This is a genomic window from Neisseria sp. RH3002v2g (assembly GCF_014596425.2).
Taxonomy (GTDB): Bacteria; Pseudomonadota; Gammaproteobacteria; order Burkholderiales; family Neisseriaceae; genus Neisseria.
The window spans coordinates 1,636,267-1,659,646 of sequence record NZ_CP110721.1 but is presented as its reverse complement, the minus strand read 5'-3'; the positions used below and the strand labels follow the sequence as shown (position 1 = coordinate 1,659,646).

General features: G+C 52.8%; 27 protein-coding genes and 1 pseudogene. 12 read left to right on the top strand and 16 right to left on the bottom strand.

The features are described 5' to 3' along the window. Window positions 1-11: 11 nt before the first annotated feature. The 3 genes from dndD to dndC are packed head-to-tail and all read right to left on the bottom strand — an operon-like array spanning window position 12 to window position 3,392. Complete coding sequence (gene dndD / locus BBP27_RS07840) at window positions 12-2,057, bottom strand: DNA sulfur modification protein DndD (protein WP_049258440.1); 2,046 nt, start codon at window positions 2,055-2,057, stop codon at window positions 12-14. Window positions 2,058-2,059: 2 nt separating this feature from the next. Then, window positions 2,060-2,278 carry a DNA modification system-associated small protein gene (locus BBP27_RS07835; RefSeq protein ID WP_009425188.1) on the bottom strand — a complete coding sequence of 73 codons (219 nt, stop codon included), beginning with the start codon at window positions 2,276-2,278 and terminating at the stop codon, window positions 2,060-2,062. Further along, a complete protein-coding gene (gene dndC, locus BBP27_RS07830) occupies window positions 2,247-3,392 on the bottom strand; it encodes a DNA phosphorothioation system sulfurtransferase DndC (RefSeq protein WP_188211809.1) in 1,146 nt (381 codons plus the stop codon). Before dndC ends, BBP27_RS07835 begins: the two co-directional genes overlap by 32 nt. Before the next feature lie 67 nt (window positions 3,393-3,459). Here dndC and BBP27_RS07825 point away from each other — a divergent pair, with 67 nt between their 5' ends. Together BBP27_RS07825 and BBP27_RS07820 are read left to right on the top strand one after the other, a co-directional pair. Beyond that, window positions 3,460-3,711, top strand: coding sequence for a helix-turn-helix domain-containing protein (locus BBP27_RS07825; protein ID WP_004518984.1), 252 nt, complete (start codon window positions 3,460-3,462; stop codon window positions 3,709-3,711). Continuing rightward, entirely contained in the window at window positions 3,708-4,184 is a 477-nt protein-coding gene (locus BBP27_RS07820; protein ID WP_063068390.1) for a hypothetical protein, read from the top strand. Before BBP27_RS07825 ends, BBP27_RS07820 begins: the two co-directional genes overlap by 4 nt. 255 nt (window positions 4,185-4,439) lie before the next feature. Here the strand turns inward: BBP27_RS07820 and uvrD are convergent, their stop codons facing one another. Then, complete coding sequence (gene uvrD / locus BBP27_RS07815) at window positions 4,440-6,647, bottom strand: DNA helicase II (RefSeq protein ID WP_188211808.1); 2,208 nt, start codon at window positions 6,645-6,647, stop codon at window positions 4,440-4,442. A 100-nt stretch (window positions 6,648-6,747) separates the two neighbouring features. After that, window positions 6,748-7,776 carry a type I glyceraldehyde-3-phosphate dehydrogenase gene (gene gap / locus BBP27_RS07810; protein WP_003748138.1) on the bottom strand — a complete coding sequence of 343 codons (1,029 nt, stop codon included), beginning with the start codon at window positions 7,774-7,776 and terminating at the stop codon, window positions 6,748-6,750. 830 nt (window positions 7,777-8,606) lie between these two features. Here gap and BBP27_RS07805 point away from each other — a divergent pair. The 3 genes from BBP27_RS07805 to BBP27_RS07795 all read left to right on the top strand — a co-directional run bounded on the left by BBP27_RS07805 (window position 8,607) and on the right by BBP27_RS07795 (window position 11,022). After that, a complete protein-coding gene (locus BBP27_RS07805) occupies window positions 8,607-10,088 on the top strand; it encodes a sodium-dependent transporter (RefSeq protein ID WP_223168960.1) in 1,482 nt (493 codons plus the stop codon). Beyond that, a complete protein-coding gene (locus BBP27_RS07800) occupies window positions 10,088-10,180 on the top strand; it encodes a methionine/alanine import family NSS transporter small subunit (RefSeq protein ID WP_036472778.1) in 93 nt (30 codons plus the stop codon). Before BBP27_RS07805 ends, BBP27_RS07800 begins: the two co-directional genes overlap by 1 nt. Window positions 10,181-10,488: 308 nt before the next feature. Beyond that, the gene (locus BBP27_RS07795) at window positions 10,489-11,022 is read left to right on the top strand and encodes a hypothetical protein (RefSeq protein WP_188212116.1); all 534 of its coding nucleotides are present in this window, start codon (window positions 10,489-10,491) and stop codon (window positions 11,020-11,022) included. Between the two features lie 80 nt (window positions 11,023-11,102). Here the strand turns inward: BBP27_RS07795 and BBP27_RS07790 are convergent, their stop codons facing one another. Then, window positions 11,103-11,798 (bottom strand): LrgB family protein, encoded by a 696-nt coding sequence (locus BBP27_RS07790; protein WP_039861867.1) that lies wholly within the window; start codon window positions 11,796-11,798, stop codon window positions 11,103-11,105. Window positions 11,799-11,813: 15 nt separating this feature from the next. Next, window positions 11,814-12,287: a CidA/LrgA family protein gene (locus BBP27_RS07785; RefSeq protein WP_188212115.1), complete on the bottom strand. Its 474-nt coding sequence runs from the start codon at window positions 12,285-12,287 to the stop codon at window positions 11,814-11,816. A 14-nt stretch (window positions 12,288-12,301) separates the two neighbouring features. On the opposite strand from BBP27_RS07785, the gene BBP27_RS07780 reads away from it, so the two are divergent. Then, window positions 12,302-13,195: a LysR family transcriptional regulator gene (locus BBP27_RS07780; RefSeq protein ID WP_049322215.1), complete on the top strand. Its 894-nt coding sequence runs from the start codon at window positions 12,302-12,304 to the stop codon at window positions 13,193-13,195. A gap of 244 nt (window positions 13,196-13,439) precedes the next feature. Further along, window positions 13,440-14,912 (top strand): magnesium transporter, encoded by a 1,473-nt coding sequence (gene mgtE, locus BBP27_RS07775; protein WP_004518972.1) that lies wholly within the window; start codon window positions 13,440-13,442, stop codon window positions 14,910-14,912. A 149-nt stretch (window positions 14,913-15,061) separates the two neighbouring features. On the opposite strand, the gene BBP27_RS07770 is transcribed toward mgtE, so the two are convergent. After that, window positions 15,062-15,328, bottom strand: coding sequence for a SemiSWEET family transporter (locus tag BBP27_RS07770; RefSeq protein ID WP_004518970.1), 267 nt, complete (start codon window positions 15,326-15,328; stop codon window positions 15,062-15,064). A 218-nt stretch (window positions 15,329-15,546) separates the two neighbouring features. Between BBP27_RS07770 and BBP27_RS07765 the strand changes: the two are divergent. Further along, a pseudogene (locus tag BBP27_RS07765) lies at window positions 15,547-16,076 on the top strand (IS1595 family transposase); the annotation flags it as partial. 20 nt (window positions 16,077-16,096) lie between these two features. Here the strand turns inward: BBP27_RS07765 and BBP27_RS07760 are convergent. Next, on the bottom strand, window positions 16,097-16,480 hold the full coding sequence (locus BBP27_RS07760; protein ID WP_004518967.1) for a hypothetical protein: 384 nt from the start codon (window positions 16,478-16,480) through the stop codon (window positions 16,097-16,099). 207 nt (window positions 16,481-16,687) lie between these two features. Here BBP27_RS07760 and thiE point away from each other — a divergent pair, with 207 nt between their 5' ends. Genes thiE through BBP27_RS07740 form a run of 4 tightly spaced genes read left to right on the top strand, consistent with a single transcriptional unit; the run spans window position 16,688 to window position 18,737 of the window. Beyond that, window positions 16,688-17,305: a thiamine phosphate synthase gene (thiE, locus tag BBP27_RS07755; RefSeq protein WP_049329750.1), complete on the top strand. Its 618-nt coding sequence runs from the start codon at window positions 16,688-16,690 to the stop codon at window positions 17,303-17,305. A 42-nt stretch (window positions 17,306-17,347) separates the two neighbouring features. Further along, complete coding sequence (gene thiS / locus BBP27_RS07750; RefSeq protein WP_188212114.1) at window positions 17,348-17,542, top strand: sulfur carrier protein ThiS; 195 nt, start codon at window positions 17,348-17,350, stop codon at window positions 17,540-17,542. 58 nt (window positions 17,543-17,600) lie between these two features. After that, complete coding sequence (locus BBP27_RS07745) at window positions 17,601-17,894, top strand: YciI family protein (protein WP_003748157.1); 294 nt, start codon at window positions 17,601-17,603, stop codon at window positions 17,892-17,894. Window positions 17,895-17,948: 54 nt separating this feature from the next. Continuing rightward, the gene (locus BBP27_RS07740) at window positions 17,949-18,737 is read left to right on the top strand and encodes a thiazole synthase (protein WP_049332237.1); all 789 of its coding nucleotides are present in this window, start codon (window positions 17,949-17,951) and stop codon (window positions 18,735-18,737) included. Between the two features lie 71 nt (window positions 18,738-18,808). Here the strand turns inward: BBP27_RS07740 and BBP27_RS07735 are convergent, their stop codons facing one another. From BBP27_RS07735 to BBP27_RS07705, 7 genes are all read right to left on the bottom strand, one after another. Continuing rightward, entirely contained in the window at window positions 18,809-19,570 is a 762-nt protein-coding gene (locus BBP27_RS07735) for a uracil-DNA glycosylase family protein (protein WP_188212113.1), read from the bottom strand. After that, window positions 19,564-20,007 carry a ribosomal protein S18-alanine N-acetyltransferase gene (rimI, locus tag BBP27_RS07730; protein ID WP_188212112.1) on the bottom strand — a complete coding sequence of 148 codons (444 nt, stop codon included), beginning with the start codon at window positions 20,005-20,007 and terminating at the stop codon, window positions 19,564-19,566. Before rimI ends, BBP27_RS07735 begins: the two co-directional genes overlap by 7 nt. Beyond that, a complete protein-coding gene (gene tsaB / locus BBP27_RS07725) occupies window positions 20,004-20,678 on the bottom strand; it encodes a tRNA (adenosine(37)-N6)-threonylcarbamoyltransferase complex dimerization subunit type 1 TsaB (protein WP_223168954.1) in 675 nt (224 codons plus the stop codon). Before tsaB ends, rimI begins: the two co-directional genes overlap by 4 nt. 162 nt (window positions 20,679-20,840) lie before the next feature. Beyond that, window positions 20,841-21,515 (bottom strand): glutathione S-transferase family protein, encoded by a 675-nt coding sequence (locus tag BBP27_RS07720; RefSeq protein ID WP_188212110.1) that lies wholly within the window; start codon window positions 21,513-21,515, stop codon window positions 20,841-20,843. An 8-nt stretch (window positions 21,516-21,523) separates the two neighbouring features. Continuing rightward, on the bottom strand, window positions 21,524-21,919 hold the full coding sequence (locus BBP27_RS07715) for a DarG family dialkylresorcinol biosynthesis protein (RefSeq protein WP_049332227.1): 396 nt from the start codon (window positions 21,917-21,919) through the stop codon (window positions 21,524-21,526). Next, the gene (locus BBP27_RS07710) at window positions 21,920-23,086 is read right to left on the bottom strand and encodes a beta-ketoacyl-ACP synthase III (protein ID WP_188212109.1); all 1,167 of its coding nucleotides are present in this window, start codon (window positions 23,084-23,086) and stop codon (window positions 21,920-21,922) included. It lies immediately after the preceding gene. Between the two features lie 19 nt (window positions 23,087-23,105). Further along, window positions 23,106-23,351: a GNAT family N-acetyltransferase gene (locus BBP27_RS07705; RefSeq protein WP_188212108.1), complete on the bottom strand. Its 246-nt coding sequence runs from the start codon at window positions 23,349-23,351 to the stop codon at window positions 23,106-23,108. Window positions 23,352-23,380: the final 29 nt, after the last annotated feature.

Below are 23,380 nucleotides of genomic sequence, written 5' to 3'. Positions count from 1 at the left end.
TGTTCCTTTAATTATTCGAAATAAACATCGGCAGTTACACGTGAACATGCGCCCGCGCTGTCCAGTGATTCGGCTTCCACCAGATAGGTGCGGCCGATATGCGGGTCGAGACGGCGGTACACTTCGGGGGTGATTTCGGTGTCCTGCGACAACAAAATCACCTGCTGTTCCAGCCCACTCCAATGCTTGAACAAACCTTCTCGGTGGCCCTCATCCAAACGTGCCAAAGGGGTATCGATGACAAAGGGGGCAGGATAGTGGGTAACTTCCGCCAATGCCGACACCAGCGACATAATCAGAATTTGCATTTGTCCGGCCGACAAATCGACCTGCGCTTCCCTGCCGTCACGGCCGTAAAGCCCCATCCTTCCGTCGGCTTCGATGCTGATTTTGTGGATGCGGTCATCGTGTGCAATGGTGCGGTTGATGCGGGTGGCGGTTTCACCGATTTCACCCGCCTTTTGCCGCATTAGAGCATCGGTCAATGCGGCAATAACTTTTTCTACCTGTCCCGCACGGCGCGACTTCACCATCAGCGGGTTGCTGTCGCTGATTTTGTCTTGCAGTTTGCTGACTTCATCCTTTTTGCGCCGGCATTCTTTTTCTTTTTCCAACACGTTGCTTTTCAGGCTGCCCGAACGTTCTTTCAGTATATCGGCCTGCTTGTTCGCCTGTTTGAGCTGTTCCACCAGTTCGTCTTTGTTGCTGCCTTTGAGCAGCTCCAATTCTTCCAAGACTTGTTTTTGTTCGCTCCGCCGCTGTTCGATATCGGCCAGCAGGCTGCCTATCCTTCCTTGTGGCATACCCTGTATGCGGCTGATTTCGTTTTGGATTTCAGCATGGGCGTTTTTCGAGAGATAGTTGTGCTCGATAGTTTCGGCGCAATTTTCAGGCAACGGGTAAAATAATTCGTTCCAGCATTCGGCTACAGCTTCCTTCATCAGCGGGTCTTCCAAAATGGCGCAAGCCGAACGCCCCAATACTTCTTTGACTTTGCCGCTGCCGACAAACGCGCTCCAAAAATCGTTTACCCGTCCCGCAATCTGCTCCCTGCCGGCTTCATGGTGCAGGCGGTTGGCTTCTCGTTCGAGTTTGATTTTTAGCGCGTTCAGGCCGTCTGAAGGCAGGAAGGCCAGCGGCATGGCTTTAACCGCCGCCTTGACCTTCGCATTGAAATCGTCCATTTCCTTCTCCAGCCGTTCCCGCTGCATCAGCAAATCCTGCGAAGTGCGGATGTCGCTGCCGCCGCCGATCTGCTGTTGCAGCCTGCTTCTTTCCGCATCCCAATGCGCCCATTCCTGTTGTACTTTTTCCCATTCTTCACGGAATACATCATATTGCACTTGGGCAGAAGTCAATGCGCTTTCGGCTTTGTCCAAATCTTCCTGCATCTTTTTGCCCGCGTTCTCGGAAATGCAGCGTTTGCGGTAATCGCCAAGGCTGTCTGCAAGCCGCGTCAGCAGGGTTACGCCCAACAGGCCTTTCAGGGCGGTATTGAGCCACATACCCGTGCCGCTGCGTTCTGCAGCCTGCACGATTTTTTCGCCGTCGAAAAAGAAAAACGGCGCATAATCGAACGGCAGGGCGTAAGTGTTGAGATATTTGTCCAATTCGGCTAAATCGACAGGCAGGTAGCGGTCGTCAACCAGCACGTCTGCCCGCGTTTCGGTGCTTTCGCGTTCAAATTGCCTTTTCTCATTGAAATGCCATTTCCGGCGGATTTTCAGGCCGCAAATCTTACCTTGCCGCCGTTGGCGGATTTCAATTTCCAGCTCGATGCGGTATCGGCCGTATTGCGGCGCTGCTTTGTGATGCAGGGCAGCCTGCAGGAAATTCGGGTAATTGACATCTTTGCTGTTCAAGCCGGCCCGCTGCAAATGGCTGACCGCATCCGCGTCATACAGGCACAGGTAAACCGCTTCCAACAAAGTGGTTTTGCCGTGCCCGTTCATCGCGCCGATTAAAACAATGTTCTGCCCGTTTTTCGGTTCGGGAAAGGAGAAGGCCGCTTCTTGGTAGGATTTGAAATTAAGCAGCCTGATTGAATGTATCCACATATTCAGCCCCAATATTTCCTGTTTTCAAAAACTTCATCGAATACTTCGGTCATGCCGCGTTTGCGGATCCGTTCCTGTTGCTCGCGCTCCCATGCCGCCAAATCGGCCAGCGCATCGGGCGATACACCATGTTCGGCAGCGATTTTCTCCATCAGGTTTCTGGCATTTTCATCACTCCACAGCAGCAAATCAGCCACCTGTTCCCGTGTTTCCGTCTTCATTTTTATTCCTTGAGTAAGTGTTAATCAGATCTTCCGTCCAAATTCGCTTGATTAGGTCGATTTCGTCCTGCGAAATCAGTTCTTCGCCGAAAGCAGCCTGCACTTTTAGCAGCTTCGCCAGCATTTCCTGCCGCGCCGCGATGGTGAACGGGCCGGGGATGTGTTTGCCGCCTTTGAACGTGAGTTTTCCGTTGCGCCGTTCGGCCTGGCGGTATTCGGGTTTGTTGCGGATGTCCACCAGCCAGTCGCGGTATTCGATTAACGGTGTGAATTCGGTTTTCCCCGCGTCCACAAAGCCCTGCAGGCTTCTGTCCTTATTGACCACCGTGCACGTCCAGCAGCCGAAGCGGCTGGAATTGGTGCCGCAACCGGGGGCTTCTTCCTGCGACAGCACAATCGGACATTCGCCGCCGGCGGCTTCGCGGTAGAGCTTGATTAAATCGCTGTGTGCGCCTCCCCAGGGCGGGTCGTTGGCAGCAAGGAATTCCCACACGTCGTCGGTACTCAAATCGACAATCGGTCGGTACACCAACGCGTTTTTCAAATCACTGTGCGGGGTCAGATTGCTGTTTTCCAAGTTTTGGTGGCTTTCGATACTTGCTTTGCGGGTGGCAGATTCGTCTTTGCGCACGCCCAGTACGATGATGGCTTTGCCGTTTTCGTTTACTTTTTGCAGGATGTAGCCGCTAGTAGGCTGGATTTTCAGGCGGTCGGTGCACCAGCGCATTGAGCGGTTGGGCGTGGGGTAGCCTTTGCCGATGAGTAGCGTCCAAAAGGTGTCCTGCAATTTCGGCACGGTGATTTCGCCGCTGACGGGCAGCCTGAAAATTTCAGCGGCACGCAGAATTTCTGCCAAAGATTGGCGCATGTGTTTCACTACCAGCGGGCTTTCCACCAGCGTGTCGTTGGAAATGAAGAACACCTGCCGCGTCCGCAGCATCGGCGGCAGCGAAAGCAGCATGTCAAACACCAAATGGGCGACAAGGGTGCTGTCCTTGCCGCCTGAAAAGGTAACAATCCAAGGGTAGTTCTGTGTTTCGCTCAAATATTCTTCAGTGATGTTTTGGCGTATAGCGTCGAACGGGTTGGCAGGGTGTATGGGTATTACGGTCATTTTTATACATATTTCTTATTTGCACCTAAAACAGGTGCATGCGTGATTGTACCTAAAATCGGAGCGCATGAGAAATATTCGTTTGTCGGTACACTCTGCCGAACACACCTATTTGCGACAACTCCTTATCCGCAGAAGATTGGATTTGGGGTTGTCGCAGCGTGCATTGGCGGAACGGATGAATGTGGTGCATTCGTTCGTAGGAAAAGTGGAAACAGGTGACAGGCGGCTGGATATCTTTGAGTTTATTGATTATTGCCGCGCATTGAATTGGCAACCGGAGGAGGTATTGCAAAGTTTGCAGAAGGAAGCGGTATGAAAGATTTGGCAGCATTATTAAAATATGCGGAACAATTCCGCAGCCTGCATACAAGTTTTACACAAGCAAACAACCGTGCCCCGCATAAATTCATCCTTCTATACAGTTTATGCCTGCTGTATGAATCAGGCAGCCTGCACACAGAAAAAATTGATTTTTCGGATACGCTTTTGGAAGAATGGCAGGCAATATTCAGACAGCAATGGCAGCGGTGGGTGGCAAACGCATACCACCAAGAAAATTTCGGCATGCCGCTCTACCACATGAGGACCGAGCCGTTTTGGTATTTTTGTGTCAAACCTGGTATGGAAGATGCATTCGAACAAAAAAACCGCATGAAGGCTTTATCCAGCCTGCGTCAAACTGTTTCGGGCGTAGAAATCGATGCACTACTCGCACGGCTGCTTCGGCAGGCCGAAACGCGGGTGGTGCTGCAGGATGTGCTGTTGGCACAATTGTTTGAAATCTTATGAGCAGGGAAACGAGTGAAATTTAAAGTGCAGGCTGCTTTTTCATCGCCCCAAAAGCAGCAGCCGTAGGTCGGATTCTCGAATCCGACATTTTCCAACAGCGTTTTTTTCGGAAACGATAGACGCGTCAATGTTTTTGTTGGATACGAGTATCCAACCTACATTTCTACTTCTGGATTCCCGCCTGCGAGGGAATGACGGCGGAGGTTTCGGCAAAATTGCTCCTCCCGTTTTCAGACGGCCTCTGCCATCTCCCTTCTACATCTCTTCCAATTTCGCAAACTTGGTGTCCAGCTCTTTTACGCCTTGTTTGCCGAAGTTGATGGTCAGTCGGGCGGATTCGCCTTTGTCCACGGCATCGATGATGACGCCGGTGCCGAATTTGGCGTGGCGGATGTTTTGTCCGATGCGGAAGCCTGCGTAGGTTTGCGGCTGTTTGTAGTCGTCGATGATTTTGTCTTTGGGCGCGGCGGTTTGGCGCGGGCTGCCGTAGCTGTCGAAGGCGGGTTTTTTGACGGACAGGTAGTGCAATACTTCGGGTGGGATTTCTTCGACGAAGCGGGAGACGATGCCGAATTGGGTTTGTCCGTGCAGCATGCGTTGCTGTGCCATGGTGATGTAGAGGCGTTTGCGGGCGCGGGTGATGGCGACGTACATGAGGCGGCGTTCTTCTTCGAGGCCGCCGCGTTCGGCAAGGCTCATTTCGCTGGGGAAGCGGCCTTCTTCCATGCCGGTGAGGAAGACGGCGTTAAATTCCAAGCCTTTGGAGGCGTGGACGGTCATGAGTTGGACGGCTTTTTCGCCTGCGCCTGCTTGGTTTTCGCCGGATTCGAGGGCGGCGTTGCTGAGGAAGGCGAGGATGGGGAAGGCGGGGTCGTCTGAAATGTTTTCAGGCAGGGTTTCAAAGTTGCTGTCTTCGGGTTTGAACTCGATGGCGGCGTTGACGAGTTCGTCGAGGTTGTCGAGGCGGTCTTGGTTGTCGCCTTTTTGGATGCGGTAGTGTTCGGTCAGGCCGCTGTCTTTGAGGATGCCGACGATGATTTCAGGCAGGGGCATTTGTCCGACTTGGTTGCGCAGGGCTTCAATCAGGCGGACGAAGGCGGCAATTTTGGCGGCTTTCGCGCCGGCATTGCAGGCTGCCTGCCAGAGGGTGATGCCTTGTTCGTTTGAGGCCGTCTGAAGGTTTTCAATGGTGCGTGCGCCGATGCCGCGCGGTGGGAAGTTGATGACGCGCAAGAGGGCGTTGTCATCGTCGGGATTGACGGCGAGGCGCAGGTAGGCGAGGGCGTGTTTGATTTCTTGGCGTTCGTAAAAGCGCAGGCCGCCGTAGATTTTGTAGGGAATGCCGCTGCGGAACAGGCTTTGTTCGATAACGCGCGATTGGGCGTTGCTGCGGTAGAGGACGGCGATTTCGTCCAAATCCCAGCCTTCGCGTTCGAGGGCTTTGGTTTCGTCCACGATGAATTGGGCTTCTTCGAGGTCGGTAAAGGCGGAGTAGTAGCGGATTTTGTCGCCTGCTTCGGCATCGGTGCGCAGGTTTTTGCCGAGGCGTTCGTCGTTGTTTTCGATGACAGCGTTGGCGGCGGCGAGGATGTTGCCGACGGAGCGGTAGTTTTGTTCGAGTTTGACGGGCGCGTCGATGTGGAACTCTTCCATCAGCGCGGTCATGTTGCCGACGTTTGCGCCGCGGAATCGGTAAATGCTTTGGTCGTCGTCGCCGACGGCGAAAACGGCGGCGTTGTTGCCGGCAATCAGTTTCAGCCAGGCGTATTGCAGCTTGTTGGTGTCTTGGAACTCGTCGACCAGAATATGGTTGAAGCGGTTTTGATAGTGTTGGCGTAGGATTTCGTTGTTTTGCAGCATTTCGTAGCTGCGGAGCATGAGTTCGGCAAAATCGACCACGCCTTCGCGTTGGCAGATTTTGTCGTATTCGGCGTAGCACTCAATCATGCGGCGTGTGTGCGGATCGGGCGCGCTCAACACGGAAGCGCGCAAACCGGATTCTTTTTGCGCGTTGATAAAGCCTTGCAATGAACGCGGTGCGATGATTTCTTCGGCGATGTTGAGGCTTTTGAGCAGGCGTTTGATCAGGGAAAGCTGGTCGCCGCTGTCGAGGATTTGGAAGGAAGAGGGCAGCCCGGCATCGCGGTGGTGCAGCCGTAGAAAGCGGTGGCAGAGACCGTGGAACGTACCGAGCCACATGGCGCGGACGTTGACGGGAATCATTGCGCCGAGTCGGGTTTGCATCTCTTTGGCGGCTTTGTTGGTAAACGTTACCGCCATAATGCTGTGTACGCTGGCTTGCCCGCTTTGCAAAAGCCATGCGATGCGCGTGGTCAGCACGCGCGTTTTGCCGCTGCCCGCGCCCGCCAAAACGAGGGCGGATTGCGGCGGCCAGGTTACGGCGGAGAGTTGTTCGGGGTTTAAGCCTTGCAGGAGGTTGGGGGCGGATTCGTTGGGAAACATGAAGAGGCCGTCTGAAAATAAATGGGAATGCGATATTTTAAAGGAAATACAAAAGGCCGTCTGAAAAGATATTTCAGACGGCCTTTGCGTTGGAAGCCGATTAGAACGGACGTACTTCCAAACCGAACATACGGCGCGCGGTGTTCAGCATTTGGCAGCTGAAGCCCCACTCGTTGTCGTACCATGCGAACACTTTAACCATTTTGCCTTCGGTTACTTTGGTCAGCGTAGAGTCGAATGTGCTGGCTTGGGTGGTGTGGTTGAAGTCCATGGAAACCAGCGGCAGGGTGTTGTAACCCAAAACGCCTTTCAGACGGCCTTCTTCGGAAGCGGCTTTCATCAGCGCGTTGATTTCTTCGACAGAAGTCTCACGGCTTGCTTGGAAGCTCAAGTCAACCAGGGAAACGTTGACGGTCGGTACGCGGATGGCGAGGCCGTCGAGTTTGCCTTTCAGGGCAGGCAATACCAAGCCGACGGCTTTTGCTGCGCCGGTTTTGGTCGGAATCATGTTTTCCACGCCGCTACGCGCACGGCGCAGGTCTTTGTGGCGTACGTCGGTGACGGTTTGGTCGTTGGTCAGCGCGTGGATGGTAGTCATCACGCCGTTTACGATGCCGATGTTTTCGTTCAACACTTTGGCTACGGGTGCCAGGCAGTTGGTGGTACAAGACGCGTTGGAGATAACGGTCATGTCGCCGGTAATCACGTCGTCGTTTACGCCGTAAACGATGGTTGCGTCAACGTCATCGCCGCCGGGAGCGGAAATCAGCACTTTTTTCGCGCCACTTTCCAAGTGGATTTTGGCTTTCTCTTTGCTGGTGAACGCGCCGGTACATTCCATTACCAGGTCAACGCCCAATTCGCCCCATGGCAATTCGGCAGGATTGCGGGTGGAGAAGTAAGGGATTTTTTTACCGTTGATGATGAGGTGTTTTTCATCATGGGAAACATCGGCGTCAAAGCGGCCGTGAACAGTGTCAAATTTGGTCAGGTGGGCGTTGGTCTCGATGCTGCCGCTGGCGTTGATGGCAACGATGTCGAGTTGGTCTTGCAGTTTGTAGTCGAAAATAGCGCGCACTACTTGGCGGCCGATGCGGCCGTAACCGTTGATGGCAACTTTGATACCCATGGCTTTTCCTCTTCTTTTGGGTTTGGGTTATGGATTGAATGGCGGCAATTATAGCAAAAATGTAGTGTTGTGTAATTAATGTTTTATTGAAATTTTTTGATTCGATTATTTTTGATTGTAGATGATTAGAGTAGAAATACGGGTTTTAAATTAATTTTATTTTGGATTTTTTGTTATTTTATTTTTTATTCATTTTATTTTTGATATTTTATGCTTATTTTAAATAATGGTGATGAAGGGCGCAGAAAAAGGCGGATTGTTTTTGTTTATATTAAACAGAATTTGAGAACGGTTTCTTGATTACAACATGCAACAGTGAAATTTTCAGACGGCCCGGATGGGACGGAGGGGAAACAGGCCGTCTGAAACATTTTGATGACGGGGGATTTGAATGCGTTGGGTTGCCGCTTTTCCTTACGGGATAAGGGAAAGGCGGTTTGCGGCGAGGGCGGTTGTCAGTGGGAAGGGGAGGAAAAAGCGGGGCTTGGGTGTTGCGTTTGGCTTGTATATAAAGAAGTGTATGAAGATTTTAGTCGTAGTGCATGAAGATTTTCCTTGCGATTTTAATGCAATACTGACTTGCCAACAGTGTTAAATTTTTTTACGATAAGGTCAGATTATGTTTGCATGGCCATAAGCGGTGCATTCTTTAAATACCGGATATTATCCTTGTCCGAATATCTATTTTAACCGGCCGCTTTGTCCGGCCTGATTTCTAAATATATACGCGCAAGGCCGGGAGGCCTTGACGACACTCGATTTTTAAGAGGTTCATTGTGTCAAATTCTCAATCCAGCGAACGCGCGACGTTTAGCAGTCGCCGTGCCTTTATGTTTGCCGCCATCGGCTCGGCCGTGGGCTTAGGCAACATTTGGCGTTTCCCTTACATCGCCTTCGACAACGGCGGCGGTGCTTTCGTCCTCCCTTATTTGGTTGCGCTGTTGACGGCGGGTATTCCGCTGTTGCTGCTCGACTATGCCATCGGCCACCGTTACCGCGGTTCGCCTCCTTTGGCCTTCCGCCGCCTCGGCCGTTGGTTTGAGCCGGTGGGTTGGTGGAACTTCCTGACCAACGTCATCATCTGTATCTACTACGCCGTGATTGTCGGTTGGGCGGCAAGCTATGCCTATTATTCGTTTACTTCGGCATGGGGTGCGGATCCGCAGGCATTCTTCTTCAAAGACTTCCTGCAAATGGCCGATGCCAAAGACTTGGGCTTGGACTTTGTCGGCAAAGTGGCCGGTCCGCTGATTGCCGTGTGGGTGTTTACGCTGGCAATTATGGCTTTGGGCGTGCAAAAAGGCGTAGCCGGTGCATCCACATTCTTCATGCCTTTGTTGGTGGTGATGTTTGTCATCATGGTGGGCATCGCCCTGACCCTGCCGGGTGCGGCAAAAGGTTTGGACGCTTTGTTTACGCCTGACTGGAGCCGTTTGGCGGATCCGAAAGTCTGGGTAGCCGCATATGGCCAGATCTTCTTCTCGCTCTCCATCTGCTTCGGCATCATGATTACTTATTCTTCTTACCTGAAGAAAAAAACAGACTTGGGCGGCACAGGCTTGGTTGTCGGCTTTGCCAACAGCAGCTTTGAGTTGCTTGCCGGTATCGGCGTATTTGCCGCATTGGGCTTCATGGCTCAAGCCGCAGGCAAAGAAGTCAGCGAAGTGGCATCCAGCGGTATTGGTTTGGCGTTTATCGCATTCCCGACCATCATCAACCAAGCCCCTATGGGCGCGTTGATCGGCGTGTTGTTCTTCGGCTCGCTGGTGTTTGCGGGTGTCACTTCCATGATTTCCATCGTTGAAGTGATTGTGGCCGCGATTCAAGACAAAATGAACATCGGCCGTGTCAGCGCAACGATGATTGCAGGCGTTCCTATGGCGATTATTTCCACCTTGCTGTTCGGTACGACCACCGGCCTGCCTGTGTTGGACGTATTGGACAAATTCATCAATACTTACGGCATTGTGGCTGCCGGTTTTGTTTACGTTTTGGCGATTGTTTTGTTGCGCAAGCTGCCCGAACTGCGCAATCACTTGAACGCGCTGTCTTCCATCCGTGTCGGCAAAGTGTGGACCGCCAGCGTGGTGGTTACCGTTGCTATGCTCGGCTATATGCTTTATCAGGATACTGCCGGCCTCTTAAAAGAGAATTACAGCGGCTATCCTGACAGCTTCCTCAATATCTTCGGTTGGGGTATGGTGGGCGCCATCCTCGTATTGTCGGTCTTGCTGTCGTTCTTGCCGTGGAAACACGGTCAGGGCTTCAACGTCAAAGACGAACATGAACACGAACGTGAAGGAGACGAATAATGAGTACTTCAGCCATTATTATGATGCTTGTCGCACTGATTGTCATTTGGGGCGGATTCATCGTCTCCGTCCTGCGCCTGCCTAAAGAATAAGGCTTGAGCAAATGAAAAGGCCGTCTGAAACTTAAATTTCAGACGGCCTTTTTGCGACATGACGGGGAAAGTGGGAAAGAAGGATTCCCCTGGTTGGCGGGGTAGTCTGGAAATTTGATTATGTATTATTGATTATGATGTGTAAATTTTATCTATTTGTTTTTAAAAGATTTTAGTCCGATTGTCGTTTTAATGAACCGTTGTTCCCTTTGGCCCCTGCCTGCTGTTTTCTTTGTTTTAGAATAAAGGCTCTCATCGACTTGATGGGGCATTGGGTACAGCAACTGTTTATTTTTAAGGAGAGTTCCGTGGCTAAAGTATATCAACCAGGTACAGAAATTGATTCTAAAGATTTTGTTTTCGGTCTCGATCCGCGCGAGTGGAATGGCTTTTTTTCAAAAGGCATAGGGTCGGATAATGGCCATAATGAGCATGTCTTCCGTCTTGACCCGCGCGAGTGGAACGGCTTTTTTTCAAAAGGAGTAGAGTCCGATCATGGTCATAATGAGCATGTTTTCCATCTTGATCCGCGTGAATGGAACGGCTTCTTTTCAAAAGGAATAGAGTCTGATAATGGCCATGACGATAATGGGCGTATCATCCGCCTTGATCCGCGTGAGTGGGAAGGTTTCGAGCCTGCGCAGCCGGCCGCGAAGCCGATATTGGAATCCAAAGCTTTCGATGGCGATGAACTTTTGAGCCGTGCGTTTGGTGAGGCTGATCCTCTTGATTCTTCTGCCGGTCTTTCCTCAGACAATGCGACCTATTCAAGCAATGGTACAGGTTCATCTGCGTTGGATACCATTCATGATTTAGCAGAGGCTTCTATTTTCAAACTGTAATCGTTCCATAATATAAAAGGCCGTCTGAAACCGATATGTGTTTCAGACGGCCTTTTTGTGTATGGTCATCAGGACGGGGCCTAACTCATCATCCAGATTACCAAATGCACCATGGTCGGGCCAAACAATACCATAAACAGTCCGGCCAAAATCATGGTCAGGCTGGCCATCACGCCTTCGGTTTCGTGACGTTGTCCGGCGCGCGATGTACCGAAGCCGTGGGCGGCATTGCCGAATGCCACGCCGTTGGCGGTACGGAAACGGATGCGGGTAAAGGCCAAAAACAGGTCGCCGAATATCATGCCGACAAAGCCGGTGATGATGGTGAACAGGGAAACGAGCGAGGCGGAGCCGTGGATTTCGCTGGCGAGGACGACGGCAAACGGCGTGGAGATGGAACGCGCCATCAGGCTGTTGGTCACTTCGTTGTTGAAATGGAACATATGGCTCATGAGGAATGCGCTGACTACGCCGACAAACATGCCCACCATAATGGCGATGGAGAGGATGGGCAGTTGGCGGCGGATGACTTCGCGGTTTTCATAAATGGGGACGGCAAAGGCAACGGTAACCGGAGTGAGCAGGAAGACGATGCCTTGGGTATATTTGTGGTAGGTGTCGTAATTGACGCCGAATGCCAGCAGCAGAAGGATGGTGCTGACGGAGACGGTAACAACGGGGGAGAAAATCATTAAGGGTTTTTTGCGGTGGATTTTTTTGGCAACGACATAGGCAAAGCAAGTCCAGATGAAGCAGGCGAGGGCGGTGTAGTCCATTTTTATTCTCTATTTTTAGGAGTGGAGTTTTTTGTAGAGGCGGCGTTTCCAGCGGTAGCAGAAATCGAGGGTCAGGGCGGTGCTGATCATCACGAGCGCGGTGCCGACGGCGATGGTCAAAATCAGCTGCCAGCCTTCGGACATCAGCAGGTCTTGATATTGCAAGACGGAAACCATGATGGGGATGAAGAAAAAGACGAGTTCGCCCAATGCCCATTTTGCGCCGCGGTCAACCATGCCCGGGCGGATGATGCCGAGCCCCAAAAGGGCGAGCATGAGGAACAAGCCCAATACGCCTGAAGAAATAGGCAGATGCGTGAAGCGGACGATAAGGTCGGAAACGCTCCATACTGCGCCGATGATGGTAAGCTGCAAGGCCGTCTGAAAAAATCTGGTGAGGGAATCCATGATATGGGTGTGTGTTGAATGAAAGGCTTGATTATAGAAACCTGGTTTCTGCATAATATGAATTATTAAACGAATAATCATGCCTTAGAGGAATAATGGACTTCAAAAGCCTGTATTGTTTTACCGAACTCATCCGCCTGCAAAGTTTTTCGGCCACGGCTTCCGCGTTGAATTTGACGCAGCCGACGGTCAGCAAAATCATTCAGGCTTTGGAAGAAGAATTGGGCGTGCCGCTTTTGTGCAAAGAAAACGGACGCAAAAAGCGGCAGGTGCAGCCGACCGCAATCGGCGAAGAAGTCTATCGCCACGCGTTAAACCTTCTACACGAACGCGATTTGCTGCTGGCCCGCATTGATGATTACCGCCATGTCAAAAGCGGGACGCTGCGTTTGGGCTTGGCATTGTTTGGCAGCGATTTGCTCAGTCATGCGCTGTTTGATTTCCACCAAAAATGGCCGGACATCGAATTGTCGTTTTTGGAACAAGGCTCGCTCGCCATCGAGCAATCCTTGCGCAACAACGAACTCGATGCCGGGCAGCTGCTCGCGCCGGTTCACGAAGACTTCGACAGCATCACGTTGTGCGACTATCCGCTGGTGGTCTTGATGCCGAAAAATCGGGCGAGACACGATGCGCTGACGCTCAAAAGCCTGCAACACGAGCCCTTCATCCTGTTCGGCGCCGGCTTTTCCCTCAACGAAACCATTCAGACGGCCTGCCGCAATCAAGGTTTTACGCCTAATGTTGTCTGCCGTACCGGACAATGGAATTTGGTTGCCGACATGGTGGCGCACAATATGGGCATTGCCCTGCTGCCCGAATACTATGCCCGAAAAATCAATCCCGATGTCTTTGCCGCCATTCCTTTGGTCGAACCCGAAATCCGCTGGCAGCTCACCATGGCATGGAAAAAACACCAACGCCCGACACCGGCCTTAAGGGCTTGGTTGGACGTGGTCAGGGAAGCGTTCGGCAGGCGAAACAAATAAAATCAAATCATCAGGCCGTCTGAAAAAAAGGGTGTTGCTATCACCCGGTTTCAGACGGCCTTTCCCGTTAAAAATGGTAAAACGGCCTAAAAAAGAGTAGAATATACACCGTTTACAACTCTGCGCCTCTCAGCAGGCTCGAATTATGGACCTTCCCAGTTCGCCTTTGAACTTCCCATCAGACACACAACAACCATAATCATCCCGCCGAAATGCTTCCCCGCGTCCGGCGGGCGGAGCATTTATGAGCATCGAACAAACCCCTCCGAATCTCGACCATACCCCCGACAATGAAGCGGTGGAAGACCGCATTTCTGACGATCGCATCTCTGACGATATCGACCGCATCCACGCCTTATGCGAAATCCTCGAGCCGTCCTTCGAACAAATCGAAGCAGGCGTGCCGATTGAAGACGAAAGCCTGCGCGATAAGTTCACCGAGCTGACCGTCCTCTTGGCCGAGCTGCACCCCGCCGACGTGGCCGCCGTCTTGGAATCCCTGCCGCCGCGCGAGCGTAACATCGTCTGGCTTTTGGTCGCCCCGGAAGATGACGGCGAAGTGTTGCTGGAAGTATCCGACGCCGTACGCGAAACGCTGATCGAGTCCATGGACAAAGACGAGCTGTTGGCCGCCGTCGATGATTTGGACGCAGACGAATTGGCAGAGCTGGCAGACGACCTGCCGCACCAAGTGGTGTACGAAGCGCTGCAAACGCGTGATGAAGAAGAACGCGAGCAGGTCAAAGCGGCGATGTCTTACGAAGACAACCAAGTCGGCGCGATTATGGACTTTGAATTGGTCAGCATCCGAGCCGATGTGGCGTGTGAGGTCGTATTGCGCTACTTGCGCCGTTTCGACAGCCTGCCCGACCATACCGACAAAATTTTCGTGGTCGATGAAAACGACGTGTTGCAAGGCGTTCTGCCCATCCGCAAACTCTTGGTCGCCGACCCCGAAGACATGGTGGCGGACGTGATGGCCACCGATGTCGTGCGCTTCCGTCCCGAAGACGACGTGGAAGAAGCGGCGCAGGCGTTTGAACGTTATGACTTGGTCACCGCGCCGGTTGTCGATGAAAACAAAAAGCTGATCGGCAGGATCACCATTGACGAAATGGTGGACGTGATCCGTGAAGAATCCGAAGCCGACATGTTTAACATGGCCGGTTTACAAGAAGAAGAGGACTTGTTCGCCCCAATTTGGGACTCGGTGAAAAACCGCTGGATGTGGCTCGCCATCAACCTGTGTACCGCCTTTATCGCCAGCCGCGTAATTGGCGCATTTGAAGGCAGTATCGAGAAAATCGTCGCACTGGCCGCGCTGATGCCCATCGTCGCCGGCATCGGCGGCAACTCCGGCAACCAAACCATCACCATGATCGTCCGCGCCATGGCAATGGGACAAATGACCAGCACGCAGGCAGGCCGCCTGCTGAAAAAAGAAGTCGGCGTCGCCCTCGTCAACGGCATTATTTGGGGCACCGTGATGGGCGTGATTTCATGGCTGCTCTACGGCAACATCGGCATCGGTCTGGTCATGGTGGCCGCGATGACCTTGAACCTTTTGCTGGCTGCGACCGTCGGCGTCCTCATTCCCGTTATGATGGACAAAGCCGGGCGCGACCCGGCATTGGGTAGCTCAGTGCTGATTACCGCAGTTACCGACTCCGGCGGCTTCCTGATTTTCTTGGGATTAGCAACCATGTTCCTGTTGTAATAGGAAAAAAAAGACGTGTTCGATACGTCCTTTTCAAACCGTTTAAAAGGCCGTCTGAAATTTCAATTTTCAGACGGCCTTTGCTGTTTTTTAAAGCTTTACATCATGAGGGCGTTTAGTTTTGGGGCTGACGTAGATTAGCCCCTTGTTTAAAGCGAAGTCAGAAAAGTCAGAAATCCCAATATCACGCCGACTGCGTTGGGTATAATCAGAATCCAGTCTTTCCGGGGTTCTTTGCTCCAACCGTACAAAACCCAAATCAGACAGGATACTGCTGCAAACAGGGGTTGCCACGGCTGCGCCTTTGCCCCTTGCATATTGGCGATAATTTGGGGGATATAGGCGACAAATACGAAAATACCTATTGCCGCTCCTATGCTGCCGACAACGGTATTGAATTTTGCTTTGCTTATCATGCTGGTAAGTCTCCTTTTAATATGAAAATCGAGGCGGTAGATAATATGGGCAGGCTGACTCAGCCGAGGGAACAGCCGCAGCCGCAATGATGTTCGTGGCCTTGGCCATGTTCGTCCGAATCTTCGGCAAGCAGGGCTTCGTAGTCGCCGCTTTCAATCAGGCTGACCAGTTCTGCCGGACTTTCCGCGCCTTCTACCTAGTCGCAGGATAAATAACTCTATTCTACCGCAAAATATGTATGTCATCATCCATCATTTGGCCTTGGCTGCCGATGAGGTTTTCGAGGGCTCTGTCGAGCTGGACGAAAGCTATTTCGGCGGACAGCGTAAAGGCAGACGTGGTCGAGGTGCGGCAGGAAAAGTGGTTGTCTTCGGCATTCTGAAACGCAACGGACGGGTCTATACCGTTGTGGTGGATAATGCCAAGTCTGAAACGTTATTCCCTGTCATCAAAAAGAAAATCATGCCGGACAGCATTGTTTACACGGATAGCCTGAGCAGCTATGATAAGTTGGACGTGAGCGGTTTTATCCATTACCGCATCAACCATTCCAAGGAATTTGTCGACCGTCAGAACCACATTAACGGCATTGAGAATTTTTGGAATCAGGCAAAACGTTTCTTGCGAAAATACAACGGAATCGATCGCAAATCTTTCCCGCTGTTCTTGAAAGAATGCGAATTTCGATTTAACTTCGGCACACCGTCTCAACAGCTTAAAATCCTGCGAGATTGGTGTGGAATTTAGGGCTAATCTACGTCAGCCCCTTAGTTTTTGATGACGTTTACGGCGTAATGGGCAGTAGTGTTACGGCGGGCTTGGGCGCGCATCATATAGACCTGCACTTTATATTTGCCCGATTGGGTAGCGATACCGTCAAATTTATCGCCTTGTGCCGAACCGTTAAATACGGCTTCATCGTCTTTGGGTGCCCATACGTTGAAATAGGCGTTAGGGCTGCCGGTTTTACTGATGCGCAGGCGGTCGCCCTTGCGTACGGAGAACAAATGCTCGGCGGTTTGATAGCCGGTGATTTTGCCGGAAAAACGCTGCTTGGTTTGTTTGTGTGCCGAAGCTGGTTTTGAAGCTTCCGCTTTAGGCGTGGCGGCATTTGAATAAGTGGTAAACAGTAAGGGAAGGGCGGCTAACAAGAGAAATTTTTTTCATGGGTTGGGTCTCCGAATGTGGGGCGCCAATATGGCACTCATTTTGATAACCCATCAGTATGTTCATATTTTTATAAAGCCAAAGCCGAATAGGGCAATATTCATTTTTTCAATCAGGCCGTCTGAAAACAAATATTATTCAGACGGCCTTTTCTGATAATATAACAACGAATTATTCCTTTCGGAGCCGTTATGACCTTCCCGCCACTCAAATCTCCCCTGAAATTTTACGCCGTTGTTCCCACTGCTGACTGGGTCGAGCGCATGGTCAAAGCAGGTGCCGACACGGTGCAACTGCGCTGTAAAATCCTGCATGGCGACGAGTTGAAACGCGAAATCGAACGTTGCGTCGTAGCCTGTCAAAACAGTGCAACCCAGCTTTTCATCAACGACCACTGGCGCGAAGCGATTGCCGCAGGTGCATACGGCGTGCATCTCGGGCAGGAAGACATGGACACTGCCGACCTAGCCGCGATTGAAGCTGCCGGTTTGCGCTTGGGCTTGAGTACGCACTCTGTTGCCGAACTCGATCGCGCCTTGTCCGTACAACCTAGCTACGTCGCCAGCGGTGCGATTTTCCCGACCACGACCAAGCAAATGCCGACCGCCCCGCAAGGTTTGGACAAACTGCGCGAATACGTCAGACAGGCACGCGGCACGCCCGTCGTCGCCATCGGCGGCATCGATTTGAACAACGCCGAAGATGTGCTTGCCACCGGCGTTTCCTCACTTGCCGTCGTCCGCGCCGTGACCGAAGCGGAAAATCCCGAAGCGGTGGTTAAAGCGTTTCAGGCTTTGTGGGATGAATAAGGCCGTCTGAAAATAAGAAGTCTGACAAGAGGAGCAAACATCATGAAGATTATATTGAACAATGAAACCATCACATTAAACGGCACAACCGTTGCCGACCTTATCGCCCAAACCTCGCCGCAGAAACCGTTTGCCGTTGCCGTCAATACCCAGTTTGTCGCCAAAGGCGCGTATGCGGAAACGCTGTTGAACGAAAACGACAAAGTGGACATTGTGCGCCCGGTAGTCGGCGGATAAGCGGTTTTACTGCGCGTATATCTGCGCTATTGGTTTAATGCTGAGAAAAGGAAAAGAAATGTTTATCGTATCGTTGGAATATATTAAAGACTTGGCTGCGGTTGAAACCTACCTGGCCGAGCATATCGCGTATCTTGAACGGTATTATCAAGCAGGTATATTTGTTATGTCTGGCCGCAAACAGCCGCGGACAGGCGGCGTTATCCTGATGAAAGCATCAGGCAGGGAACAGGTGGAAAAGTTAATTGCAGAAGACCCGTTTCACCGAGAAGGCGTAGCGAAATACACGATTACCGAGTTTATTCCGACTAAGGTCGCCGAAGGACTTGAAAACTATTTGGAAACTATCTAAACCGATTTTTCAGAAGGCTATTGCCCCAAAAATAATATTACAAAGGAATTCATCATGTTTACCCTATACGGAGAAACTTTCCCTTCACGGCTGCTGCTCGGTACGGCTGCTTATCCGACGCCGGAAATCCTCAAGCAGTCTGTCCAAATCGCGCAACCAGCGATGATTACCGTTTCATTGCGCCGTGCCGGTAGCGGCGGCGAAGCGCACGGGCAGGGTTTTTGGTCGTTGTTGGAAGAAATGGGTGTGCCTGTGTTGCCCAATACCGCAGGCTGTCAAAGTGTGCAGGAAGCCGTGACCACTGCGCAAATGGCACGCGAAGTGTTTGATACCGATTGGATTAAGCTCGAACTTATCGGCGATGATGACACGTTGCAGCCCGATGTGTTCCAACTCGTCGAAGCGGCGGAAATTCTGATTAAAGACGGTTTCAAAGTGCTGCCTTATTGCACTGAAGACCTGATTGCCTGCCGCCGCCTGCTCGACGCGGGTTGTCAGGCGTTGATGCCGTGGGCGGCGCCGATTGGTACGGGTTTGGGCGCGGTTCATGCTTATGCGCTGAAAGTCCTGCGCGAACGCCTGCCCGACACGCCGTTGATTATTGATGCCGGTTTGGGTTTGCCTTCACAGGCGGCGCAAGTGATGGAATGGGGTTTTGACGGTGTGTTGTTGAATACCGCCGTTTCCCGCAGCGGCGATCCGGTCAATATGGCACGCGCTTTTGCGCTTGCGGTCGAGTCGGGCCGTCTGGCATATGAGGCGGAACCTGTGGAAGCGCGTGAGAAAGCGCGCGCCAGTACGCCGACGGTGGGTCAGCCTTTCTGGCATTCGGCGGAATATTGAAAAACATTAGGGCGTGTCGAACACGCCCTTTTTTATTGGTGGAAAACCTGATTTCAGGTTGAACAGAATGTTCAGACGGCCTTGGCCAAAAGTTGTTTCAATGGCTTTAAGATTTGCCATGCTTGCGCTTTAAGTTGCGGCTGCATCAGCAGGCGGGCGGGGTGGGGAATGACGAAATGCGGCCGCTCTGCGCACAATTCGTTCATCAGTCCGATCATGTCGGGGCTGTCGAAGATTTTGCCGAGAAACAAGACTGCGCGTGCTTGCGAAGCGGTCAGCTCGTTTTGCATTTCGGCAAGCTCGGAGCGGATGTGTTCGGCATCGGGGAGGGCGGTGAACACGGGCGCGGTTTTGACCCATGCGGTTTTGTGCGCCTGCTCAGGCTTGAGGCCGATGGCGGCGAGGATGTTGTCGAGAAGCGTGCCGACGTCGCCGCTAAAGAGCGTGCCATGCAGGCTGTCTTCGGTGGACGGACAAATGCTGACCACCATGATTTCAGACGGCCTGATGGTTACGTCAAGATGGGGCAGATTGTCTGAATGCGCGGCTTTTTCTGTTTTTGCCGCTGTTTCGGCCATGGCTTTGGGTGCCGCTTCGGGAACGCGGACAGCCGGTTTGGCCGTTTGCGCAGTGGCAATGGCGGCGGTGCGTGCCTGATGGGCACTTGCGGATAAAGTGCGCACGGCTTGCGCGGTATCGGTGGCAATGGTTTTGGGGCGGACGGGCGCGGCTGTGGCTTGAGGCGCGGCATGGATGATTTTAGCGTTTCGGTTCAGCCACATCGGGCCCAAGCCCAAGGCTTCGTGCAGGTGCAGGTAGCGACTGCTTAACATGATTTCTCCATCAACACGGCATCTTCGCTGCCACCGTCGGGCAGGGCGTAGTAGTTTTTGCGGCGGCCGCAGGTTTGGAAGCCGTGTTTGCGGTAGAGCTGTTGCGCGGTTTCATTGTTTGCACGGACTTCGAGCAGCAATCGGGTTGCGCCTTGCTGTTGAACTGTGTTTTGCCAGTGTTGCAGCAGGGCGGACGCAATGCCTTGGCGGCGGTATTCGGGCGCGACGGCAATCAGGTGCAACTCGGATTCGTCAAACACGGTTTGCCACACGATAAAGCCGGTAATTTGGTGGTCGGTCTGGCTGAGCCAAACGCTGTTGGGATGGTGTTGAACCGTCGATTCAAACTGCTGCGCCGTCCACGACGAAGGATTGCCTTGTGCGTCGATGGCAGCAAGGGTGGGGCAGTCGGCAAGTACGGCTGGGCGCAGGTTCACGGTTTGGCCTTTTGTTGGGCTTGCTCTTGCGCGGTCAGGGCAATTTTGTTGCGGACGTAGAGCAGCTCGGCGTGTGCCGCATCGGTGGCAACATAGCGGCCGCTGCGGGCAAGTTTAAGATAGTCGGCAGCGGTCGGCATATCGGCTTGACCGTCAAAAGGCGGTTTGTCGGCGAGGGCAAAGGCATTGCCGATGCCGCCGCTAGGCGTTTTGCCTTCGGGCGCGGTAATAGAGGCGGCTTTGCCAACCGTGTAATCGCTCAAGCGGACGTGGTTTTGCGTATCAAACCATGCGTAGAACACTTCGCCCATACGCGCATCGGTGGCCGCCAGTACGCAGCTTGATGGCGGCAGCAGCGAAGCGGCGGCATCGAGGCAGGGAATGCCGATCATGGGCGTGTCAAACGGCGTGGCCAAACCTTGTGCAACCGCCGCGCCGATACGCAGGCCGGTAAATGCGCCGGGGCCTTGTGCATAAACGATGCAGCCCAAATCGGCGGCAGTGATGCCCGCTTCTTTAAAGAGGCGTTCGATTTGCGGCAGGATTTGTTCGGATTGCTTAGTGCCGACGTTTTCATGAAACAGGCGGATTTCGCCTTGATGTTCCAATGCGATGGACAAAAAGGATGTGCTGGTGTCGATGGCAAGAGTCGGGCGGTTGTTGGTTGGCATGGTGTATTTTTTTAGAAGGATATGGGTTGCCATTATAGTGGAACGGCGAGGGGGAACAAAGCACTCGGGCGGCGCTTGGGTAAAAACGCCGTTTATCGCAAAGCTATTCGATAAGTGAACCAAGGTTTCAGGCCGTCTGAAAACGTTTCAGACGGCCTTGTTTTATTTGTCGAGTTTCAATAAAGGCGAACCTGCTTTTTCAACGGCGCGGCGGTAGGCTTCATGCGCTTCGATGCGCTGCAAATAGGCGCGGATATTGGGGTAATCGGCAAAATCGAAGCGGTCGGCCGCGGCTTGCAGCGGATAGCTCATCATGATGTCGGCACCGCTGAGGCTGTTGCCGACCAACCATTCGCGGTTTTCCAACTCGCTGTTGATGTGGGCAAGATGCAGCGCGGCTTGCGGATGGATAAAGCTGTTTTTGACGCTGCCGCTGATTTTGCGGGCAATCGGTTTGACGAAAAACGGCATGGGCGCGCTTTCAATCCGGCGGAACACCAGCCCGAGCAGCAATAACGGCATCAGCGAACCTTCGGCATAATGCAGCCAGCGTTGATATTGCCAGTATTCGCGGCTGTCGCGTTCGGGCATCAGACGGCCGTTGCCGTAGGTTTGAATCAGATAGTCGGTAATCGCGCCGCTTTCCGCCAAGATAAAGCCGTCATCATCCAATAAAGGCGATTTGCCCAAGGGATGGATGGCTTTGAGTTCGTCAGGGGCGAGTAAAGTGTCGGGATGACGGCGGTAGGTTTGCAGGCGGTAGGGCGTACCGAGGATTTCAAGCAGCCAAACAATGCGCAGGGCACGGGATTGGTCGAGCGAATGCAGGGTAATCATGAGGGGCTTTAAATATCGGTTTGTTTGAGGCCGTCTATGCTGATTTGGCAGGCATCGGCGTATTTTTGCAGGGTTTTGGCCGGTAGTTTGGCGAACACTTCAGGACGGAAATGCCGGCGCAGCTGCCATTTCCATACGCCTGCCGCCATGGCCAAGCCGGTTTCATCATAACGGCAGCGAAACATATGGTAGTACAGCGGCGAATATTCGCCTTTTTCGACGGCTTCGCGCGCGGCCTGCGTTTGGGCATCGAGTTCGCATACCGCCATTTCGGTGGCGTAGGCTTCGTCCTGCCAACCGTTGCTGGTGGCCGCTTCGTAGTGGCCGTCGCGGGTGCCGTAGATGACTTTGCGGTGGCCGTGGTAGCTGGCGCTGTTGTCTTGAGGGATGTCGTCAATTTTCATTCAGACGGCCTTTACTGCTTCCAAAAGCATGAAACATGTTGAAAAACGGCCGCTTTCCGGAACGTAACACAGGATTTTTTGGCCGTGTTCGATGGGGAAAGTGCGCATAAATTCTTCAAGGATGATGTAAATCGAGGCCGAACCCGTGTTGCCTTTGCTGTGCAGATTGGTAAACCATTTTTCCTGCGGAATGTCGAAGCCGATGTTTTTCAGGCCGTCTGAAAGGCGGTCGCGGAAAAAGCCGGAAGAGTAGTGGGGCAGGAACCAATCGATTTCTTCGGCACGGATGCCGTGTTTGGCGACGATTTGGGAGAGGGGTTTTTCCACCGTATAGCGGACGATGTTTTCGTTCAACAGTTTGACGTCCTGCTTGACCGCCATCAGGCTGTGGCGGCGGCCGTAATCGGCATCGGCGTGTTTCCAGCCTTCAAATACGCCGTCGCGGAATTCTGCACCGGCATACATGCAGGGCGGCATTTCGTTGGCGTAGGAAAGCAGGTCTATCCAATGGATTTTCAGGCTGAGGCAGTCTGAATTGGGGCGGTCGGACAGATACACCGCGCCTGCGCCGTCAGACAGCATCCAGCGCAAAAAGTCTTTTTCAAACCCGATTTCGGGGGACGCGTTTTCCAGTTTTTTATGGTCGGTTTCATTTTGAAACACTTCGCCGCGCATGACCGCCGAGGCGTTTTCGGAAGCAACGGAAACCGCATGTGCGTGTTCGCCGGTGCGCACAGCGTTGTAAGCGTGTTTCATCGCCGCCATACCTGCCGCGCATACGCCTGCCATGCTGAACACTTCGCAAGGCGGCATATCCAGCAAACCATGCACCATCACACCGTGTCCGGGCATGGTTTGGTCAGGGTAGGAAGTGGCGCAGGCCAGACTGCCGATGGCTTCTGCAGGAACGCCTTGGGCAAACAGGCCGTTGACCGCTTCGGCGGCCAATTCGGCATTGGTGTGCGTCGTGCGGCGGCTTTCGGGATCGATGGCGTAATGGCGTGACAAAATGCCGTTGGAACGCAAGATCATACGGCGCACGCGTGACGGCACATCGCCTGCCATGCCGAGGACGGCTTCCATTTCGTCATTGCCGACGGGAGCATTGGGCAAGAAGGCAGAAACGCGGTTGAGATAAACGTCTTTGAGTGTGTTATTCGATGTCATGATGTGTTTGTCAAAATAATCAACCGATAAACCGCGCCGCGTAGTCGCAGCTTGCAGTTAACGGGATGTTGTGTGTTTCGGCATATTCCATCAGCGCGCTCACCAGCAGTTTGGCAATGCCGCGATGACGGAAGTTGGGCGAGACCACGGTATGGTTTACGTCCCAGCCGCCGTTATGTTCGGTATAGCTGATATAGCCTGCTTCCAAACCGTCAATGTCGATTTGAAAGCGACGGCGTTCGGGGTAGTGGATAACTTTGGGCATGATGGATTCCTAGTTTGAGGCCGTCTGAA

Coding starts and splice junctions, on each gene's coding strand:
- dndD (WP_049258440.1), bottom strand. CDS start 2,057: ATGTGGATACATTCAATCAGGCTGCTTAATTTCAAATCCTACCAAGAA.
- BBP27_RS07835 (WP_009425188.1), bottom strand. CDS start 2,278: ATGAAGACGGAAACACGGGAACAGGTGGCTGATTTGCTGCTGTGGAGT.
- dndC (WP_188211809.1), bottom strand. CDS start 3,392: ATGACCGTAATACCCATACACCCTGCCAACCCGTTCGACGCTATACGC.
- BBP27_RS07825 (WP_004518984.1), top strand. CDS start 3,460: ATGAGAAATATTCGTTTGTCGGTACACTCTGCCGAACACACCTATTTG.
- BBP27_RS07820 (WP_063068390.1), top strand. CDS start 3,708: ATGAAAGATTTGGCAGCATTATTAAAATATGCGGAACAATTCCGCAGC.
- uvrD (WP_188211808.1), bottom strand. CDS start 6,647: ATGTTTCCCAACGAATCCGCCCCCAACCTCCTGCAAGGCTTAAACCCC.
- gap (WP_003748138.1), bottom strand. CDS start 7,776: ATGGGTATCAAAGTTGCCATCAACGGTTACGGCCGCATCGGCCGCCAA.
- BBP27_RS07805 (WP_223168960.1), top strand. CDS start 8,607: ATGTTTGCCGCCATCGGCTCGGCCGTGGGCTTAGGCAACATTTGGCGT.
- BBP27_RS07800 (WP_036472778.1), top strand. CDS start 10,088: ATGAGTACTTCAGCCATTATTATGATGCTTGTCGCACTGATTGTCATT.
- BBP27_RS07790 (WP_039861867.1), bottom strand. CDS start 11,798: ATGGACTACACCGCCCTCGCCTGCTTCATCTGGACTTGCTTTGCCTAT.
- BBP27_RS07785 (WP_188212115.1), bottom strand. CDS start 12,287: ATGATTATTCGTTTAATAATTCATATTATGCAGAAACCAGGTTTCTAT.
- BBP27_RS07780 (WP_049322215.1), top strand. CDS start 12,302: ATGGACTTCAAAAGCCTGTATTGTTTTACCGAACTCATCCGCCTGCAA.
- mgtE (WP_004518972.1), top strand. CDS start 13,440: ATGAGCATCGAACAAACCCCTCCGAATCTCGACCATACCCCCGACAAT.
- BBP27_RS07770 (WP_004518970.1), bottom strand. CDS start 15,328: ATGATAAGCAAAGCAAAATTCAATACCGTTGTCGGCAGCATAGGAGCG.
- thiE (WP_049329750.1), top strand. CDS start 16,688: ATGACCTTCCCGCCACTCAAATCTCCCCTGAAATTTTACGCCGTTGTT.
- thiS (WP_188212114.1), top strand. CDS start 17,348: ATGAAGATTATATTGAACAATGAAACCATCACATTAAACGGCACAACC.
- BBP27_RS07745 (WP_003748157.1), top strand. CDS start 17,601: ATGTTTATCGTATCGTTGGAATATATTAAAGACTTGGCTGCGGTTGAA.
- BBP27_RS07740 (WP_049332237.1), top strand. CDS start 17,949: ATGTTTACCCTATACGGAGAAACTTTCCCTTCACGGCTGCTGCTCGGT.
- BBP27_RS07735 (WP_188212113.1), bottom strand. CDS start 19,570: ATGTTAAGCAGTCGCTACCTGCACCTGCACGAAGCCTTGGGCTTGGGC.
- tsaB (WP_223168954.1), bottom strand. CDS start 20,678: ATGCCAACCAACAACCGCCCGACTCTTGCCATCGACACCAGCACATCC.
- BBP27_RS07720 (WP_188212110.1), bottom strand. CDS start 21,515: ATGATTACCCTGCATTCGCTCGACCAATCCCGTGCCCTGCGCATTGTT.
- BBP27_RS07715 (WP_049332227.1), bottom strand. CDS start 21,919: ATGAAAATTGACGACATCCCTCAAGACAACAGCGCCAGCTACCACGGC.
- BBP27_RS07710 (WP_188212109.1), bottom strand. CDS start 23,086: ATGACATCGAATAACACACTCAAAGACGTTTATCTCAACCGCGTTTCT.
- BBP27_RS07705 (WP_188212108.1), bottom strand. CDS start 23,351: ATGCCCAAAGTTATCCACTACCCCGAACGCCGTCGCTTTCAAATCGAC.